13 protein-coding genes are annotated in these 18,868 nt (G+C 72.2%); 8 read left to right on the forward strand and 5 right to left on the reverse strand.

Translation table 11 applies throughout. The annotated features are described in order from the left end of the window. The first annotated feature begins 10 nt into the window (after positions 1 to 10). From D7223_RS11850 to mshC, 4 genes are all read left to right on the forward strand, one after another. Positions 11 to 715 carry an MSMEG_4193 family putative phosphomutase gene (locus D7223_RS11850; RefSeq protein WP_120728090.1) on the forward strand — a complete coding sequence of 235 codons (705 nt, stop codon included), beginning with the start codon at positions 11 to 13 and terminating at the stop codon, positions 713 to 715. Between the two features lie 163 nt (positions 716 to 878). Further along, complete coding sequence (locus tag D7223_RS11855; RefSeq protein ID WP_120728092.1) at positions 879 to 1,460, forward strand: DUF3090 domain-containing protein; 582 nt, start codon at positions 879 to 881, stop codon at positions 1,458 to 1,460. Next, a complete protein-coding gene (locus tag D7223_RS11860; RefSeq protein WP_120728095.1) occupies positions 1,457 to 2,275 on the forward strand; it encodes an SCO1664 family protein in 819 nt (272 codons plus the stop codon). Before D7223_RS11855 ends, D7223_RS11860 begins: the two co-directional genes overlap by 4 nt. 131 nt (positions 2,276 to 2,406) lie before the next feature. Continuing rightward, a complete protein-coding gene (gene mshC / locus D7223_RS11865) occupies positions 2,407 to 3,645 on the forward strand; it encodes a cysteine--1-D-myo-inosityl 2-amino-2-deoxy-alpha-D-glucopyranoside ligase (protein ID WP_120728215.1) in 1,239 nt (412 codons plus the stop codon). A 493-nt stretch (positions 3,646 to 4,138) separates the two neighbouring features. Here the strand turns inward: mshC and D7223_RS11870 are convergent, their stop codons facing one another. After that, positions 4,139 to 4,930, reverse strand: a complete 792-nt coding sequence (locus D7223_RS11870) for a GntR family transcriptional regulator (RefSeq protein ID WP_120728097.1) — start codon at positions 4,928 to 4,930, stop codon at positions 4,139 to 4,141. Positions 4,931 to 5,047: 117 nt separating this feature from the next. Beyond that, positions 5,048 to 5,917, reverse strand: coding sequence for a PAC2 family protein (locus D7223_RS11875; protein ID WP_120728099.1), 870 nt, complete (start codon positions 5,915 to 5,917; stop codon positions 5,048 to 5,050). Between the two features lie 261 nt (positions 5,918 to 6,178). Between D7223_RS11875 and metH the strand changes: the two genes are divergently transcribed. After that, positions 6,179 to 9,694, forward strand: coding sequence for a methionine synthase (metH, locus tag D7223_RS11880; RefSeq protein ID WP_120728101.1), 3,516 nt, complete (start codon positions 6,179 to 6,181; stop codon positions 9,692 to 9,694). 504 nt (positions 9,695 to 10,198) lie between these two features. Here the strand turns inward: metH and D7223_RS11885 are convergent. Both D7223_RS11885 and D7223_RS11890 read right to left on the reverse strand, forming a co-directional pair. Beyond that, entirely contained in the window at positions 10,199 to 10,723 is a 525-nt protein-coding gene (locus tag D7223_RS11885) for a pyridoxamine 5'-phosphate oxidase family protein (protein ID WP_120728103.1), read from the reverse strand. Next, on the reverse strand, positions 10,720 to 11,388 hold the full coding sequence (locus tag D7223_RS11890) for a DUF899 domain-containing protein (protein ID WP_120728105.1): 669 nt from the start codon (positions 11,386 to 11,388) through the stop codon (positions 10,720 to 10,722). Before D7223_RS11890 ends, D7223_RS11885 begins: the two co-directional genes overlap by 4 nt. Before the next feature lie 119 nt (positions 11,389 to 11,507). Here D7223_RS11890 and D7223_RS11895 point away from each other — a divergent pair, with 119 nt between their 5' ends. Both D7223_RS11895 and D7223_RS11900 read left to right on the forward strand, forming a co-directional pair. Continuing rightward, positions 11,508 to 12,014 carry a winged helix-turn-helix transcriptional regulator gene (locus tag D7223_RS11895; RefSeq protein ID WP_120728107.1) on the forward strand — a complete coding sequence of 169 codons (507 nt, stop codon included), beginning with the start codon at positions 11,508 to 11,510 and terminating at the stop codon, positions 12,012 to 12,014. 79 nt (positions 12,015 to 12,093) lie between these two features. Continuing rightward, positions 12,094 to 12,627: a DUF1697 domain-containing protein gene (locus D7223_RS11900; RefSeq protein WP_120728217.1), complete on the forward strand. Its 534-nt coding sequence runs from the start codon at positions 12,094 to 12,096 to the stop codon at positions 12,625 to 12,627. 609 nt (positions 12,628 to 13,236) lie between these two features. Here D7223_RS11900 and D7223_RS11905 read toward each other — a convergent pair. Further along, the gene (locus D7223_RS11905; RefSeq protein WP_120728109.1) at positions 13,237 to 17,169 is read right to left on the reverse strand and encodes a ThuA domain-containing protein; all 3,933 of its coding nucleotides are present in this window, start codon (positions 17,167 to 17,169) and stop codon (positions 13,237 to 13,239) included. A gap of 359 nt (positions 17,170 to 17,528) precedes the next feature. On the opposite strand from D7223_RS11905, the gene D7223_RS11910 reads away from it, so the two are divergent. After that, positions 17,529 to 18,626, forward strand: a complete 1,098-nt coding sequence (locus D7223_RS11910) for a calcium:cation antiporter (RefSeq protein WP_120728111.1) — start codon at positions 17,529 to 17,531, stop codon at positions 18,624 to 18,626. The last annotated feature ends 242 nt before the right edge of the window (positions 18,627 to 18,868 follow it).

Here is an 18,868-nt window from a genome sequence, read left to right on the forward strand (position 1 = left end):
GGGTGGACCCGTGGCGACCCTTCTGCTCCTGCGACACGGCCGGACGACCGCGAACGCGGACGGCGGCCTGGCCGGCCGGCAGCCGGTGGAACTGGACGACACCGGACGCGCCCAGGCCACCGCGGTCGGCCGCCGGCTGCACGGCCTGCCCCTGGCGGCGGTGGTGTCCAGTCCGCTGGTTCGCTGCCGGCAGACCCTGGAGCTGGCGCTGCCCGACATCGTCCCGGCGGTCGACGAGGGGCTCATCGAGTGCGGCTACGGCAGCTGGGAGGGCCAGCCGCTGAAGAAGCTCGCCAAGGAGCCGCTGTGGCCGGTGGTCCAGCAGCACCCCAGCGCGGTGGTCTTCCCCGGCGGGGAGGCGATGGCGGCGATGGCGGCCCGGGCGGTGGCGGCGGTGCGGTCCTGGGACGCCCGGGTCACCGCCGAGCACGGTGCCGAGGCGGTCTGGCTGGCGTGCAGCCACGGCGATGTGATCAAGGCCATCGTGGCGGACGCGCTCGGCGTACACCTCGATCTCTTCCAGCGGATCGTCGCGGACCCGGCGTCGGTGACCGCGATCCGCTACACGCCGCTGCGACCGTTCGTGGTGCGGCTCAACGACACCGGCGGTGACCTCGCCGGGCTGGTCCCGCCGCCGCGCAAGCGGCGCCGGCGGGCGCCCGCGGTGGCCGACTCCGACGCCGCGGTCGGCGGCGGCGCGGGGGCGGCCCGATGACCGCCGTGCGGCGCGCCGCCGCGCCGCTCCGACCGGGTCCCGTGCCGCCCGCCGGGCCCGCCACGCCCGGAAACCACCCCTGGTACGCCGGGCGCGCCGCCCGGCCGGTGATTCGGGTCGGTGGGGTGCGCGGCCGGTCTGGGCGCCGGATAGGGTCGTGGGTATGACCCACCAGGTGCACGCCTTCGAGCCGCCGGAGCGGTTCGTCGCCGGGACCGTCGGGCCGCCGGGGGACCGCACGTTCTTCCTCCAGGCGCGTGGCGGCGGCCGGCTGGTCAGCGTCGCGCTGGAGAAGGTCCAGGTGTCGCTGCTGGCGGAGAAGCTGGAGGAACTGCTCTCCGAGGCGCAGCGCCGGTTCGGCGTGACGCTGCCCGAGCCGGTCGCCACGGTCGGCGACAACGAGCCACTGGACACGCCGGTCGACGAGGAGTTCCGGGTCGGCACGCTCGGCCTGGCCTTCGACGTGGACACCGCGACCGTGGTGATCGAGGCCATCGCGACCGGCGAGGCGGAGGCCGAGGTCGAGCTGGGCGAGCCGGACGACGAGGAGGACGAGGACGAGGACGTCGAGCCGGACGAGGACCTCGACCGCCTCCGGGTGCGGCTGACCCCCGAGGCGACCCGCCAGTTCATCGAGCGGGCCAAGCGCGTGGTCAACGCCGGCCGTCCGCCCTGCCCGCTGTGCGGCCAACCGCTGGACCCCGCGGGGCACCTCTGCCCGCGGCACAACGGCTACCACCGGTGACCTCGTCCGGCCTCCAGCCCCGCCAGGACGAAGCGGCCGCGCTCCGGCTGCTCCGCGACGGCCAGCTCGACCTGGAGGGGCGGCTGGTCGACGCCTCCAACACCACCCTGCGCGGGGTGCTCACCCTGGACGCGGTGTCGGCCCGCTGCGTCTACAAGCCGGTGCGGGGTGAGCGCCCGCTCTGGGACTTCCCGGACGGCACGCTGGCCGGTCGGGAGGTCTCGGCCTACCTGGTCTCCCGGGCCACCGGCTGGGACCTGGTCCCGCCGACGGTGCTGCGGGACGGGCCGTTCGGCCCCGGTTCCTGCCAGCTGTGGATCGACGAGCCGGACGACGCCGAACCGCTGGTCGGCTTCGTACCGGCCGACGCGTTGCCGCCACGCTGGTTCCCGATCGCGGCGGCCCGTGACGACGACGGCACCGCGTACGCCCTGGCGCACGCCGACGACCCCCGGCTGGCCCGGCTCGCGGTCCTCGACGCGGTGATCAACAACGCCGACCGCAAGGGCGGGCACGTGCTGGTCGGCCCGGACGACCGGATCTACGGCGTGGACCACGGGGTGAGCTTCCACGTGGACGACAAGCTGCGTACGGTGCTGTGGGGCTGGGCCGGTCGCCAGCTGCCCGACGACGCGGTGGAGATGCTCGGTGTGCTCACCGGCCAGCTGGCCGGCGCGCTCGGCGAGGAACTGGCCGGGCACCTCACCCTCGGCGAGATCGCCGAACTGACCGCCCGCGTCGAGCGGTTGGGCGACACCGGACGGTTCCCGCAGCCCCCGCAGGAATGGCCGGCGGTACCCTGGCCGCCCATGTGAGCGGCGGTCATCTCGCCGGCCGCCGGTGCGGCCCGGCTGTCTTGATGATCACCGGAGGCGCCGCCCGGCTGTCGTGTTGATCACCCGTGGCGCGGCCCGGCGCCGCCCGGCCGGTGGCTAGGCTGGTGGTCATGGAGTCTTGGGTGGGGCACGAGGTGCCGCGGCTGCCCGGCCGGGGCGGGCCACTGGCGTTGTTCGACTCGGCGCGGCGGGAGGTCGTGCCCAGCACGCCGGACGGCGCCGGAAGCATGTACGTCTGCGGCATCACCCCGTACGACGCCACCCACCTCGGGCACGCCGCCACCATGATCACCTTCGACCTGGTGCAGCGGATGTGGCGCGACGCCGGCCTGGACGTGCGCTACGTGCAGAACGTCACCGACATCGACGACCCGCTGCTGGAGCGGGCCGCCCGCGACGGCGAGGACTGGAAGGTCCTGGCCATGCGGGAGACCGCCCTGTTCCGCGAGGACATGGAGGCGCTGCGGATCATCCCCCCGGCGCACTACGTCGGCGCGGTGGAGTCGATCCCGGACATCGCCGACAAGGTGCAGGTGCTGCTCAAGGACGGTGCGGCGTACCGCATCGAGGACGGCACCGGCGACGTCTACTTCGACATCTCCGCCGCGCCCGCGTTCGGCTACGAGTCCCACCTGACCCGCGAGCAGATGCTGGAGATCTTCCCGGAGCGCGGCGGCGACCCGGACCGCGCCGGCAAGCGCGACCCGCTGGACCCGCTGCTGTGGCGCGGTGCCCGCGAGGACGAGCCGTCCTGGCCGGGCGGCGACCTGGGCGCCGGCCGCCCGGGCTGGCACATCGAGTGCGCGGTGATCGCGCTGCACCTGCTCGGCGACCGCATCGACGTGCAGGGCGGCGGCAACGACCTGCTCTTCCCGCACCACGAGTGCTCCGCGGCGCACGCCGAGCGGCTCACCGGCGAGGCCCCGTTCGCCCAGCACTACGTGCACGCCGGCATGATCGGCCTGAACGGCGAGAAGATGTCAAAGTCCAAGGGCAACCTGGTCTTCGTGTCCCGCCTGCGGGCCGACCGGGTCGACCCGATGGCGGTGCGGCTGGCCCTGCTCGGCGGGCACTACCGGACCGACCGGTCCTGGACCGACGACCTGCTCGGGGCCGCGCAGGAGCGGCTGGTCCGCTGGCGGCGGGCCGCCGCCGCCCCCGCCGGGCCGTCCGGGGCCGACCTCCTGGCCGGCGTACGCGCCCGCCTCGCCGACGACCTCGACACCCCGGGCGCGATCGCCCTCGCCGACGCGTGGGCCGACCGGACGCTCACCGGTACGGGATCGGACCGGGACGCCCCCGCCCTGTTCGCCGACACCCTGGACGCACTGCTCGGCATCCGCCTGTAGCCCCCCGCTCGCGTCGCCGTCCGATCGCGCGGCCCCGGGGCGGGTTCCCGCACGGGGCTGTCCGTGCCCGCGCCGTCTGTTTGTGCCGCGCAGTCTGTTTGTGCCGCGCCGGCTGTCCGTGCCCGCGCCGGCTGTCCGTGCCCGCCCGCAGGGCTGTCCGTGCCCGTGGGGCTGTCTGTGCCCCGCGCAGTTTCGGGGAAAGTGCGGCTTCCGGCGCGCGGGTGGCCGCATTTTCCCCGAAGTTGTCGTGACGGCGACGAGGGCGATGGCGACGGCGGTGGTCAGCCGAGGTCCAGGCCGGGGTCGGGGTTGGCGGCCGGGGTGGGGCTGTCCGTGTCCGGGCGGGGCTGTCCTGCCCGCGCGGGGCTGTGCGTGCCCGCGCAGTTTCGGGGAAAGTGCGGCTTCCGGCGCGCGGGTGGCCGCACTTTCCCCGAAGTTGTCGCGACGGCGACGACGGCGACGGCCATCGCGGCGGCGATGGGGACGGCGGTGGTCAGCCGAGGTCCAGGCCGGGATCGGGGTCGGGGTCGGCGACCGGGGCGGGGATCTTGTACTCCTCGGTCAGCGTGGTGACCGGGCCCGGCCAGGTGGCCTGGGCCACCTCGATCGGCTTGCGCCGTTCGTCGTACGCGACGTGCAGCAGGTGCAGCACGGGTGTGTCGGGGCGGATCTGGAGGATCTCCGCCTCCTCCCGGCTGGGCTGGCGGGCGCTGATGGTGTCGGTGGCCGAGACGTACCGCCGGCCGGTCGCCTCCTCGGCCTCCTGGTAGAGGGGCCGGCCGAACGCCTCGGCCCGCTCCAGGGAGGTGCCGGCGGTGTCGGCGGGCAGGAACCAGGAGGCGCCCACCTCGACCGGACTGTCCTCGGTGCGTACGAGGTGCCGGCGGCAGAGCAGGTCGGTGCCGTCGGACACCCCGAACGCGTCGGCCACCTCGGGCGGGGCGGGGGAGCGGCCGACCGAGACGAGCTGCTGGCGGTACCGGGCGGCCAGGTCGGTGTGGTAGCCGCGGAAGCCGCCGTACCGGCCCCGGGCCAGGCGGTTGAGGCGGCGCCGGGTGCCCCGGACGTACGTACCGGAGCCGGGTTTGGTGATCAGGATGCCCTCGACCCGCAGCTGGTCGACGGCGCGCTGCACGGTCTGCTTCGCGACGCCGAACATCTCGGCGATGGCCGGGATGGACGGCAGCCGCTCGCCGGGTTGCCAGTCGCCGCGCCGCACCTGGGTCTTGAGCTGCGCGGCGATCTGCCGGTGCGGGAACTCGGCCGCGCCGGGGTTGATCTGCATGCCCGCCTCCTCGATCGCAACTAGGTTCCTAGGATGCCCTAGAGGGTGTGTCGGCACCACCCCGGACACGAAGGAACCGGGCCCCGCAACGGGAACCCGGTCTTCGCGGTAAGGCTGCTACCAGGAGCCGGCGGTGGGACCGGCGGAACCGCCCCGGCGGCGCAGGTACTTCTCGAACTCCTGGGCGATCTCGTCCCCGGTCAACGGGGTGATGCCGGCGTCGCCGACCCGTTCCTCCAGCTCGCGTACGTATTCACCCAGCTCGGCGTCCTGCTCGGCGGCGCTGCGCACCCGCTGCTCCCACTCGGCGGCCTCCTCGGCCAGGTCGGCCATCGGCACCGGCAGGTCGAGCACCTCCTCGACCCGGTGCAGCAGCGCGAGGGTGGCCTTGGGGCAGGGCGGGTTGTTGGCGTAGTGCGGCACGTGCACCCAGAACGAGACGGCGTCGACCTCGGCGCGGGTGCAGGCGTCGTGCAGCACCCCGACGATGCCGGTCGGGCCGTCGTAGCGGGTGGGGGTGAGCTGGTAGCGCTGGGCGGCCTCGGCGTCCGAGGCGCTGCCGCTGATCGGCAGGGGCCGGGTGTACGGGACGTCGGCCAGCAGCGCGCCCAGCAGCACCACCCGCTCGACCTCCAGGCTGTGGCAGATCTCCAGCACCTGCTCGCAGAAGGTGCGCCAGCGCATGCTCGGCTCGATGCCACGGATCAGCACCACGTCCCGCTCGGTGCCCTCGGGGCTGGCGACCATGAACCGGGTGGTGGGCCACTCGACGCGGCGGGTCTCGCCGTCGGCCATCGTGATGGTGGGACGGCTGACCTGGAAGTCGTAGAAGTCCTCCGGGTCCAGCTCGGTGACCTGCCGGGACTGCCACACCTGCTCCAGGTGCTCGACCGCGGCGGTGGACGCGTCGGCGGCGTCGTTCCAGCCCTCGAAGGCGGCGATGGCCACGGGGGACCGCAGCACGGGAAGTCCGTCGAACTCGGTCACACCGTCACCTCACCCTGCTCGTCCTCGGCCGGTGCCGGGACGTACCCGGTCGTCCGTCCGCCGGGCACGGTGGTGTCGCTGTAGTCCTTCACGTCCGCCAGCCTACGTCCCGGTGGCGGACCCGGCCCGTCGGCCGCGCCGGTCACCCGCCCCGGGCGGGCCCCGTCGGCGAACGGGAAGAACAGGGTGATCCCCCTGACAGAATGTGGGAACGGGCGCGGGCGGCCCTCGGTAAGCCGGTTCCGCCACTAGCCTGGAGTCGTGCGGACCTCTCTTCTCGACGTGCTGGCCGACCGGATCCTCATCGCCGACGGTGCGATGGGAACGATGCTCCAGGCCGCCGACCTGACCCTCGACGACTTCGAGGGCCACGAGGGCTGCAACGAGATCCTCAACGTGACCCGGCCGGACGTGGTCCGGGGCGTGCACCAGGCCTACCTCGACGCGGGCGCGGACTGCGTGGAGACCAACACGTTCGGCGCGAACCTGGCCAACCTGGCCGAGTACGGCATCGAGCACCGCATCCGGGAGCTGTCCGAGACGGGCGCCCGGATCGCCCGGGAGGCCGCCGACGCGGCCAGCACGCCGGAGCGGCCGCGGTTCGTGCTGGGCTCGATCGGGCCGGGCACCAAGTTGCCCACCCTCGGGCACGCCGCCTACGCGACGCTGCGGGACGCGTACCAGGAGAACGCCGCCGGTCTCATCGTCGGCGGCGCGGACGCCCTGATCGTCGAGACCTGCCAGGACCTGCTCCAGGTCAAGGCGGCGGTGGTCGGCTCGAAGCGGGCGATGACCGAGCTGGGCCGGCCGGTGCCGATCATCTGTCACGTGGCGGTGGAGACCACCGGCACCATGCTGGTGGGCAGCGAGATCGGTGCGGCCCTGGCGGCGATCGAGCCGCTCGGGGTGGACCTGATCGGGTTGAACTGCTCGACCGGTCCGGCGGAGATGAGCGAGCACCTGCGCTACCTCTCGCAGCACTCCCGGATTCCCCTGTCGGTGATGCCGAACGCCGGCCTGCCGGTGCTGACCGCCGACGGGGCCTACTTCCCGTTGACCCCGGTGGAGCTGGCCGAGGCCCTGGAGCGGTTCGTCACCGAGTACGGCGTGGGGCTGATCGGCGGCTGCTGCGGCACCACCCCGGAGCACATCCGGGTGCTGGTCGAGCGGCTGCACGGGGTCACCGCCCCGGCCCGCGAGCCGCGGCACGAGGCGGGGGTCTCCTCGGTCTACCACCCGGTGCCGTTCGCCCAGGACGCGTCCGTGCTGATGGTGGGGGAGCGGACCAACGCCAACGGGTCCAAGGCGTTCCGGGAGGCGATGCTCGCCGGCGACTGGCGGTCGTGTGTGGAGATCGCCCGCAGTCAGGCGCGGGACGGCTCCCACCTGCTCGACCTGTGCGTGGACTACGTCGGCCGGGACGGCACACAGGACATGCGGGAGCTGGCCGGCCGGTTCGCCACCGCGTCGACGCTGCCGATCATGCTGGACTCCACCGAGCCGCCGGTGGTCGAGGCCGGGCTGGAGATGCTCGGCGGGCGGTGCGTGGTCAACTCGGTGAACTTCGAGGACGGCGACGGCCCCGACTCCCGGTTCGCGCGGATGATGCCGGTCGTCCGTGAGCACGGCGCGGCGGTGGTGGCGCTGCTCATCGACGAGGAGGGGCAGGCGCGCACCCAGGAGTGGAAGGTCCGGGTCGCGACGCGCCTGATCGACGAACTGACCGAACGCTGGGGCATGGACCGCGCCGACATCCTCATCGACGCGTTGACCTTCCCGATCGCCACCGGGCAGGAGGAGACCCGCCGCGACGGCATCGAGACGATCGAGGCGATCCGGGAGATCGCCCGCCGTTACCCGGGGGTCAACTTCACCCTGGGCATCTCGAACATCTCCTTCGGCCTCAACCCGGCGGCCCGGCAGGTGCTCAACTCGGTGTTCCTGCACGAGTGCGTGCAGGCCGGCCTGACGTCGGCGATCGTGCACGCCAGCAAGATCCTGCCGATGTCGAAAATCCCCGAGGAGCAGCGCGAGGTGGCGCTGGACCTGGTCTACGACCGGCGCCGTGAGGGCTACGACCCGGTGCAGCGTTTCCTGGAACTCTTCGAGGGCGTCGACGTGACCAGCGCCCGGGCCAGCCGGGCGCAGGAGTTGGCCGCGCTGCCGCTGGACGAGCGGCTCAAGCGGCGGATCATCGACGGTGAGCGCAACGGCCTGGAGGCCGACCTGGACGCGGCGATGGCCGGCGGCCGGTCGCCACTCTCGATCATCAACGACATCCTGCTGGACGGCATGAAGGTCGTCGGTGAGCTGTTCGGCTCCGGGCAGATGCAGCTGCCGTTCGTGCTCCAGTCCGCCGAGGTGATGAAGACCGCGGTGGCCTACCTGGAACCGCACATGGAGAGCACCGAGGACGGCGGCAAGGGTCGCATCGTGCTGGCCACCGTGCGCGGCGACGTGCACGACATCGGCAAGAACCTGGTGGACATCATCCTGTCCAACAACGGCTACGAGGTGGTGAACATCGGCATCAAGCAGCCGATCAACGCCATCCTGGACGCCGCCGAGCAGCACCGTGCCGACGCCATCGGCATGTCCGGCCTGCTGGTCAAGAGCACGGTCATCATGAAGGAGAATCTCGCCGAGATGGCCACCCGCGGGGTCGCGGAGCGCTGGCCGGTCCTGCTCGGTGGGGCCGCGCTGACCCGGGCGTACGTCGAGGACGACCTGCGGTCGATGTTCCCCGGTCAGGTGCACTACGCGCGGGACGCCTTCGAGGGGCTGTCCCTGATGGACAAGGTGATGACCGCCAAGCGGGGTGGTGCGCCGGTGGTCGACCCGGAGCGGGAGGCGGCGCTGGCGACGCGGCGGGCGCGCCGCGAGCGGCAGCGGTCGGTGGTCACCGAGTCGCTGCCGGAGCTGGACGACGCCTCGGTCCGCTCCGACGTCGCCACCGACGTGGACGTGCCCACCCCGCCGTTCTGGGGCACCCGGGTGGTCAAGGGCGTGCCGCTGGCCGACTACGCGGCGCTGCTCGACGAGCGGGCCACCTTCCTCGGGCAATGGGGGCTGCGCGGCGCCCGGAGCGGCAAGGGTCCGTCCTACGAGGAGCTGGTGGAGACCGAGGGTCGGCCGCGGCTGCGCTACTGGCTGGACCGGCTGATCGCCGACCAGGTCCTGGAGGCCGCCGTCGTCTACGGCTACTTCCCGGCGTACTCCGAGGGCAACGACCTGGTGGTGCTGGACGAGAACGGCCACGCCGAGCGGGCCCGGTTCTCCTTTCCCCGGCAGCGCCAGGAGCGGCGACTCTGCCTGGCCGACTTCTTCCGCCCGCGCGGCGACAAGCTGGACGTGGTCGCGTTGCAGCTGGTCACCGTCGGCCAGCCGGTCAGCGAGTACGCGGCGAAGCTGTTCGCCCGCAACGAGTACCGCGACTACCTGGAGGTGCATGGGCTGTCCGTGCAGCTCACCGAGGCCCTCGCCGAATACTGGCACCGCCGGGTGCGGGCAGAGCTGACCCTGCCCGGCGGACGTACGGTGGCCGACACCGACCCGGCGGACCTGGCCGGGCTGCTGCGCAACGACTACCGGGGCTGCCGGTACGCGTTCGGCTACCCGGCCTGCCCGGACCTGGAGGACCGGGCGAAGATCGTGGACCTGCTGGGCGCCGAGCGGATCGGCGTGCAGTTGTCGGAGGAGTTCCAGCTGATGCCGGAGCAGGCCACCGACGCGATCGTGGTCCACCACCCGGAGGCGAGCTACTTCAACGCCAAGTGATCACCATAGGCGCGCTGACCTGCGGTGGAGCACCGAAGAGCCGAGTGGGCAGGCCCCAGCCGCTCCACCACTGCACCGAGTGCGGACGAAGGCCGACCGGATGGCTTGGGCGCAGGGGCTGGAAAGGGGGTCGAGGAACGTCGCTGTCGCCGTTACCGTGCGGCCATGGAGAGCCATTTCCTGACCTGGGGTGCTGGGGTTGCTTTCGTCCTGGTGGGGTTCGTAACTGTGGCGCTGTCGGTCCGCCGTCGGCGGGCACGCCGAGTCCTCAGCAGGGAGGAGCAGTTGCGGCTGGCCAAGCTCGCTGCTCAGCAACTCACCAAGAAAAGCGGAAGAACAAGGCGGGGCAATCCACGCGGCGCGGGCACCGGAGTCGACAGCCTCCCGAACGAGGCGGCTACCTTTGGAAATGGGGGCGGGACGTCAGGTGCGGACTGATGCCGGAATGCTGGTCGCCGCCGCAGGCTCCGTAGCTGTCCGGTGCGGGACGGCTTCGTCGGCCCGTCAGTGATGGAACCGCCAGCGGGTCGCGGTCAGTCCGTCCGCGCCGTAGCCGAAGGCCTGGACCGGGGAGATCTCGTAGAAGGCGTACCGGGGTGATCCGGGCAGGCTCTCGTCGTGGACTTGGCCGTCGCGGATGTCGAACGTCCAGCCGTACTTCGTGGCGAAGGCGGCTGCCACCCGGCGCAGCGCGGCGTCGCCGGCGACCTGGTGGGCGTTGCCCTCCACCACCAGGTCGAGGTCTTCCCCGCCGACGGTGAGGACGCTGTGCGGGTTGCGGGCCAGGTTCCGGCCCTTGCGGGAGGCCGGGCGGCTCGCGACGCACGGCGCGCCGTCCACCAGCACCAGCATCACCGGCGCGGCGTGCGGGCGGCCGTCCGGTCGCACCGTCGACAGCCAACACCGGTGCGCCGACCGGAGGCAGGACACCGCCTGGCTCCAGGGCTTGACGGTTGCCACGTCGGTGTCGAACGGTGTGGCGTCCTTCGGTTGGAAGAGCAGCTCGGCGATCGGCGTACCGACGGTCATGACGGATCCGTGGAGTCGTCGTACTCGTCGTGCAGCCGCCACCACTGGTAGGGCTGGGTCTGCGGCCAGCCCTCGGGTGAGTCCTCCCAGGTCTCCTGCCGGCCGTACGGCGTCAGGTCGAGGAAGGTCCAGTTGCTGCCGAGCCGTTCCACGCCCCGGGCGGTGGTGGAGTAGGTACGGAAGATGCGGTCGTCGGTGCGGAGGAAGACGTTCAGCGCGAACCCGTCGCCGGCTCCCATGTCGGCGTTGAAGGTGTTGTGCAGCGACGAGTACCAGGGCAGGGTCCAGCCCATCCGCTGCCGCACCGCCATGAGGTCGGCCAGTGGGCCACGGGAGGTCAGCGCGAAAGTGACGTCGCGGGCGTTGAGGTGGGCCGGGTGGCCGACGTTGTCGGTGAACATCGAGCAGCCCGAGCAGACGTCGTCGACGCCGTGCCACATGAAGGTGTAGACGACGAGCTGGCGGCGGCCCTGGAACAGGTCGGCCAGACCGGCCGGCCCGTCCGGGCCCTCGAACACGTAGTCCCGCGCGACCGGCGTCATCGGTAGCCGGCGACGCGCCGCGGCAAGCGCGTCCAGCTGGCGGGTGAGTGCCTTCTCGCGGCTGCGCAGGGTGTCCAGCGCGGCCTGCCAGTCCTCGGTCGGCACGATCGGTGGATGGTTCATGCGGCCTCTTTCCCGTCTCGTCGGCAGGCGTCAGGTCAGTCAGTTCCTTTAAGGAACGCCTCGATGTGACGTTAGCAGAGTCCGTTCCCTCAAGGAACCATCCTGCGTATCGTGGGGTCATGCAGCGAACGCAGTTCGGCGCGATGGCGTGCTCGATCGCCCGTACCCTCGACGTCATCGGTGAGCCGTGGTCGCCGCTGATCCTGCGCGACGTCTACGCCGGCACGCACCGCTTCGAGCAACTCCAGCGGGGCCTCGGCGTGTCCCGCAAGGTGCTCGCCGAGCGGCTGAACTGGCTGGTCGCCCAGGGCGTGCTGACCCGGCGGGAGTACTCCACCCGGCCGGTCCGCCACGAGTACCTGCTCACCGACAAGGGCATGGAGCTGTGCGATCTGCTCCTGGTCATGGTGCGGTGGGGCGACCGGTGGACGGCGGGCGAGGCCGGTCCGCCGGTGCTGTACCGCCACCACGCCTGCGGCCGGACCAGCCAGGTGGAACTGCGGTGCTCGGCGTGCGGAGAACCCATGCACGCCACGGACATCGACCTGCTGCCCGGCCCCGGCGCGGACTCGCCCGACGAAGAACGACTCGACGTCCCTGACGTCGGGGCGTCCGAGCGCCTATGACACCCCGATGTCATTGAAGTCGAGTCGATCAGGTGGCACGGTGTGGCTCGTACCGGATCGGTCGGTGAAGGGGGGCGGCGTGGCCCGCTACGCGGTGCTGCTGCGCGGCATCAACCTCGGCAAGGCCCGCCGGGTCGGCATGGCCGACCTGCGGGCACTGCTCACCCAGGAGGGGTACGGCAACGTCGCCACGCTGTTGCAGAGCGGCAACGTGGTGCTGGACGCCGACCTGCCCCCCGCCGAGCTGGGACCCGCGATCGAGCGGGCGATCGAGACGCGGTTCGGGTTCCCGGTGGGGGTGATCCTGCGCAGCCGCGACGAACTGGCCCGGGTGGTGGCGAGTAACCCGCTCGCCGCCGTCGCCGACGACGGCGCGAAGTACGTCGTGTCGTTCCTGGCCCGGCCCCTGGACGGGCCGATCGAGGACGCGCTGGCCGGCGTGGAACTCGGCGCGGACCGGTACGTCGTCGACGGCGCCGAGATGTACGCGTGGTGCCCGGGCGGGCTGAGCGACAGCCCGCTGATGAAGGCGCTGGGCAAGATCAAGAACGGTCCACCCGCGACGGTACGCAACTGGAACACCGTGGAGAAGCTCCTGGCGGCAATGGGTTGACGGCTCCCACCCTCGGTCTGGTGTGACCGGACCGCGCGGCGCCGGACCCGTCGACCTGGATCGGAGCGCGGCCGCGGCCCGGCCGCCGAGTTGGGACGGCGGCGTCGGGTGGTGATCGATCGGGTGCTCTCGGGTCGGCTGATCGACGGTGTCCCCCGGGGAGATCGGGCGTGCGAGGATCCGTGACCATGGGTCTGGCCGAGGATCTCGCGCAGTGGACCGACGTGGACGGTGCCCAGTACCAGTTGGGCCGCGCGCTGGGGCTGTTCACCGATCAGGCGTTCCTGGAGACCAAGTGGGTGTTCTGGTCGGACAACCCACTGGGCCGGGCGCTCTTCGACATGCTCCGATCGTTGGCGGGGGCCGGTCTCCTGGAGTACCGCGACGAGCCCGACCATCAGTTCCGGTGGCGGGCGCCTGCTCCACCGGAGGGCGCGCGGCTGGCCGGCTCCGGTCAACCGGTGAGCCTGGACAGGGACCGGCGCCGTCTTGCCGGGCAGCTCGCGGCGCGCCCCGCCCCCGCGATCTTGCACTTTCGGTCGTCGAACTGCGACCTATGCCCGAACTGTCGGGACACAAAGTGCAAGATCGCGGGGGAACTGGGGTGGGTCAGTTGGGGTAGGCGGAGAGTTCCCAGAGGGAGTGGCCGTAGCCGGTGGCCCGGGCGGTGCCCAGGATGCGCAGGTAGCGGCCGTTGGCGGCGAGCCCGGCGTGCTCGTCCTCGCCGCCGTCGGCGCCGGTGACCGTCTTCACGTCGGTCCAGGTGCTGCCGTCGTTCGAGGTCTGGATGACGTAGGAACTGCTGTACGCCGCCTCCCAGGTCAGCTTGACCCGGCCGATCGCGGTCGGCGCGCCGAGGTCGACGCGGATCCACTGCGGGTCGGAGAACTGACTCGACCAGCGGGTACCCAGGTTGCCGTCGACCGCCTGCGCGCCGGTGGTGTCCGGTCCCTCGTTGCTGGACGTGGTCGTCGGCTTGTTCAGCAGCAGGTTGGTGTCCGATGGCGGGCCACCGGTGCTGCCGTACACCTCGAACTCGAACAGCGAGTAGCCCCAGGCGGTGCCCCGCCCGGTGCCGAGGACCCGGACGTAGCGGCCGGACCCGGTCAGCCCGGTGAGGTCGTCCACCCCGCCGTCGCCGCCGGTCACCGTCCGCCGGGTGGTGAAGGTGACACCGTCGGTCGAGGTCTGGATGGCGTACGCGCTGCCGTAGGCCGCCTCCCAGGTCAGCTTCACCCGGTTGACCGCGTACGTGGCGCCCAGGTCGACGTCGATCCACTGCGGGTCTCTGAACGCACTGGACCAGCGGGTGGTCGCCACGCCGTCGACCGCGTTGGCCGCCGTGTACGCGCCCTCCACGCTGGACGCCCGCGCCGGTTTGCCCCGGGCCAGGTTCGTTCCCGGCGGCTCCGGGTCCGGGTCCGGATCACCGCCGGGCGCGGCGGAGAGGGTGAACTCGTCCAGGTCGAACATCCCGCCAGGGCCCTTGAACACCAGGTACAGCGTCCGGGTGCCGGTGGGTGGGGTCACCGCGCCGGTGAACGTGGCGAACGTGCCGTGTCCGCCGGTCGGCGCGACGGTCACCGTGCCGGCCAGCGGACCGGTGGGGGAGTCCACCCGCAGTTCCACGGTGCCGCCGGCGCCGGCCGGTGCGCCGGCCCGGACGCTGAGGGACTGCACCCCGCCCAGGTGGTACGGGGTGAACGAAATCCAGTCGTTGTTGTCGATGTAACCGATCGCCGCGCCGCCGTTGGCGGCGCCCGGGGTGACCCGCTGCACGCCGGAGGAGTCACCGAAGTGCTCGGCCTGGCGGACCCGGGGCTGCAGCACCGACTGGGCGTGCGTGGTCAGTGCCGGCTGCCCGCCCCCGCCGAGATCGGTGTAGGAGGCGTCGATGATGCCGAAGATGTTCGCGGCGGTGTCGTGCTCCCCGTCGGCGGTGGTCTGGATGACCCCGGAGCAGCCCTGCGTGCTGCTGATCTGGTGGCCGTGCGAGTCGTGGCCGAGGACGTAGCTCACCTTCACCCGGGCGCAGTCGATGGTGCCGTCCTGCGCGTCGGTGACGGTCACGGTGAACGGCACCGCGTCACCGAAGCTGAACGTCCGCCCGTTGACCGGGGTGGTCACGGTGACCACCGGGGCGCTGTTGCCGACCGTCACGACGGTGCTGGCGGTGGCGGTCTTGCCGGTGCTGTCCCGCACGGTCAGCGTCGGGTTGCGCACCCCGTTGCTGGTGTACGTGTGGGTGGGGTTGGTCACCGTGGAGTCGGTGCTGCCGTTGTTGTCGAAGTCCCAGGCGTAGGTGATCGGGTCGCCGTCCGGGTCGAGGGTGCCGGCCGAGGAGAACTGCACGGTCAGCGGCGCGGTCCCGCTGGTCGGCGTGGCCTTCACCTGCGGCACCGGCGCGCGGCCCTCGCGGGCGTACTCGATGCGGTAGAGCGCCGAGTTGGCGTCGTCGTTGAACCAGCCGGTGCCGTAGTCGAGCACGTACAGCGCGCCGTCCGGGCCGAACTCCATGTCCATGACCTGGGTGCCGGTCCACGGGAACGGGTTGATCTTCAGCGGTTGGCCGGCCGGGTCCAGCACGATGTTCTTGATCCAGCGGCGGCCGAACTCCCCGGCGAAGTAGGTGCCGTCGTAGTACTCCGGAAACGCCACGTCGGAGGTGCTGGCCGGGTCGTACCGGTAGACCGGCCCGCCCATCGGGGACAGGCCGCCGCCGGTGAACTCCGGCGGCGAGCCGGACCCGCCGTACGGCAGCCACGCCGGGACCGCCGGCGGGAGCTGGGTGATGCCGGTGTTGTTCGGCGAGTTGTTCACCGGCCCGCCCGCGCAGTCGAACTTCGGCCCGGACGGCCCGGACGGGAAGGTGTAGTCGTTGTACGCGTCGTTGCGGGCGGTGCAGTACGGCCAGCCGTAGAAGCCGGGCCGGTCGATCCGGGCGAACTCCACATTGCCCGCCGGGCCCCGGTTCGGATCGGCGGTGCCCGCGTCCGGGCCGTAGTCGCCCAGGTAGACCACGCCGGTGGCCTTGTCCACGCTCATCCGGAACGGGTTGCGGAAGCCCATCGCGTAGATCTCCGGGCGGGTCCGCGGGGTGCCGGGGGCGAACATGTTGCCCGCCGGGACGGTGTACCCGCCGCCCGCGCTCGGCGTGATCCGGAGCACCTTGCCGCGCAGGTCGTTGCTGTTGGCGGAGGTGCGCTGGGCGTCGAAGGCCGGGTTGCGGCCGGCCCGCTCGTCGATCGGGGTGAACCCGGCGGAGTCGAACGGGTTGGTGTCGTCGCCGGTGGTCACGTAGAGGTTGCCGGCCCCGTCGAAGGCGAGGTCACCGCCGACGTGGCAGCACATGCCCCGACTGGTCGGCACGTCCAGCACCCGCGTCTCGCTGGCCGGGTCGATGGTGTTGTCGGCGCGGACGGTGAACCGGGACAGCCGGTTGACCCCGTCCCAGACGGCGAAGTCGGCCGGGGTGCCGGTGGCCGGCGCGCCCCCCGGCGGGGTGTTCAGCGGCGGCGCGTAGAACACGTACACCCAGCGGTTGGTGGCGAAGTTCGGATCCGCGGCGATGCCCTGCAACCCCTCCTCGTCCCCGGTGTAGACCGGCAGGGTCGCGGCGACCTTGGTGTTGCCGGCCGGGTCGGTGTGCCGGATGACGCCGTTGCGGGCGGTGTGCAGCACCCCCCGGTCGGGCAGCACGGTGAGCGTCATCGGCTCGCCGGTCTCGGCCACCCCCCGGGCCAGCTCGACCTGCTGGAAGTTGCTGTCGACGGTGGCGCCGCAGTCCGCCTCGACCTGGCCGGCGGCGCTCATGATGCCGCCGAGCAGGTGCTGGCGGAAGGCCGGTTCGGCGTACGAGGCGTCGGTGTGCCCGCCTCCGGTGTACCAGGACCGGCCGCCGGAGTAGTTGTGGCACCAGGCGATCGGGTGGTCGACGCCGTTGCCGCCGCCGCTGTAGGTGCTCTCGTCCAGGGTGGCCAGCACGTGCACGTCGCCCCGGGGGTTGGTGCGGTAGTTGTACCACTCGTCCAGCCGGTTCCAGCGCTGCGGCAGGCCGGCGGTGGACGGGTGCACCCGGTCGGCGACCTTGACCGTCGCGGTCTGGTCGGCCGGGTGCGAGGCGAAGTACGCCCCGACCAGCCCGCCGTACCAGGGCCAGTCGTACTCGGTGTCGGAGGCGGCGTGCACGCCGACGTAACCGCCACCGTTCCGGATGTAGCGCTCGAAGGCGGCCTGCTGGGCGGCGTCGAGCACGTCGCCGGTGGTGGAGAGCCAGATGACCGCCGCGTAGCGGGCGAGGTTGGCGTCGGTGAACCGGGTGGAGTCCTCGGTGGTCTCCACGGTGAAGCCGTTGGCGGTGCCGAGTTGCTGGATGGCGGCGATGCCCGGGGCGATGGAGCCGTGCCGGAAGCCGGCGGTCTTGCTGAACACGAGCACCGTGAAGGGGGCGGCGGTGGCCGGGGATGGCACGGCGACCAGGCCGGTGGTGACGAGGATCGCGCTCAGCGCGACGCCGAGCCACCGGCTCAGGGATCTGCGCACGGGTGTCCTTTCTGGCTGCGGGACGGGGCGTGCGCCGATCACGCCGGACGGTGGGGTGCGGAGAAGAAATGCCGATCACCTTTTGCGGGACCGGATACTTAGTTCCGTCGATACATCCTGGGGGCCTCCGTCGGCCCGTGTCAAGCGCCGACCAGAATTCGAGAGAGCGTTATCTCCGCTGGTCACGCGCGAGGCATGATCGATTGCCGAGTCGGTTCGGCGGTGCCTCCCGCCGCGGGTGCCGCCGGGCAGGTGCGCGGTGCCTCCGGCCGCTGGGCCCGTGGTGGGCGGCCGACCCGGTTCGGTGACCGGCCGGCACGCCGGTGGGCGCATGATCGGCTTTCTGGCAGGGTTGACTCATGGTTGCCTCCCTCCGCTCCCGCCTGACGGACTGGACCGTCACCGTGCCGCTGCTCGCGGTCGTGGTGCTGGCCCTCACCTGGGGCCGGGACCTGTCCGGTCCGGTCGTCGCGGTGGTCGCGGTGCTGCTGGCCGGCGCGGTGCTGGCGGCGGTGCACCACGCCGAGGTGGTCGCCCACCGGGTGGGGGAGCCGTACGGGTCGCTGGTCCTGGCCGTGGCGGTCACCGTCATCGAGGTGGCCCTGATCCTCACGCTGATGATCAGCGGCGGTGAGAAGACGCAGGCGTTGGCCCGGGACACCGTGTTCGCCGCCGTGATGATCACCGTCAACGGCATCCTGGGCCTGTCGCTGCTGCTCGGCGCGCTGCGGCGAAAGGTCGCGGTGTTCAACTCCGAGGGCACCGGCGGGGCGCTGGCCACGGTGGCCACCCTGGCCACCCTGAGCCTGGTCGTGCCGAACTTCACCACCAGCCGGACCGGGCCGGAGTTCAGCCCGGCGCAGCTCGCCTTCGCCGCGGTCGCCTCGCTGGCGCTCTACCTGCTGTTCGTGATGGTGCAGACCGGGCGGCACCGCGACTACTTCCTGCCGGTCACCGCCGACGGCCGGCCGGCGGCCGAGGAGCACGCCGAACCACCCAGCAACCGGGCCGCGCTGATCAGTCTCGGCCTGCTCGTCGTCGCCCTGGTCGCCGTCGTCGGGGACGCCAAGACCGTCTCGCCGACCATCGAGGCGGCGGTGGCGGGGGCGAACCTGCCGCCGTCGTTCGTGGGTGTGGTCATCGCGCTGCTGGTGCTGCTGCCGGAGACCCTGGCCGCCGCCCGCGCGGCCCGGCGCGACCGGGTGCAGATCAGCCTGAACCTGGCGCTCGGCTCGGCGATGGCCAGCATCGGCCTGACCATCCCGGCGATCGCGATCGCGTCGATCTGGCTGGACGGCCCGCTGCTGCTCGGCCTCGGCGGCACCCAGATGACCCTGCTGGCGCTGACCGTCGTCACCGGCGTGCTGACCGTGGTGCCGGGCCGGGCCACCGTCCTGCAGGGCGGTGTGCACCTGGTGCTGCTGGCCGCGTTCGTCTTCCTCGCCGCGAGCCCCTGACCGGCCCCGGCGTTCCCTGGCCCGCCGACCTCCGGCCACCCACCACCGGTCCTCGCGGGACCGAACCCGTCCGGGCCATGCATGAGGTGATCGCACTATTTCCGGCTGACATAAATATGGGTCTTGTGACGTGTCTGTGGGTGGTTGGGCGCGTCAGTGATGGCGCACGCCGTTGTCCTGCCTAGGTTCTGGCTTGTCGAAGGTCAGAACTGTGAGGGCGGGAGAACGGCGTGCGTTCTGCC

This window comes from Micromonospora endolithica (genome assembly GCF_003626595.1).
Classification (GTDB): Bacteria; Actinomycetota; Actinomycetes; order Mycobacteriales; family Micromonosporaceae; genus Micromonospora; species Micromonospora endolithica.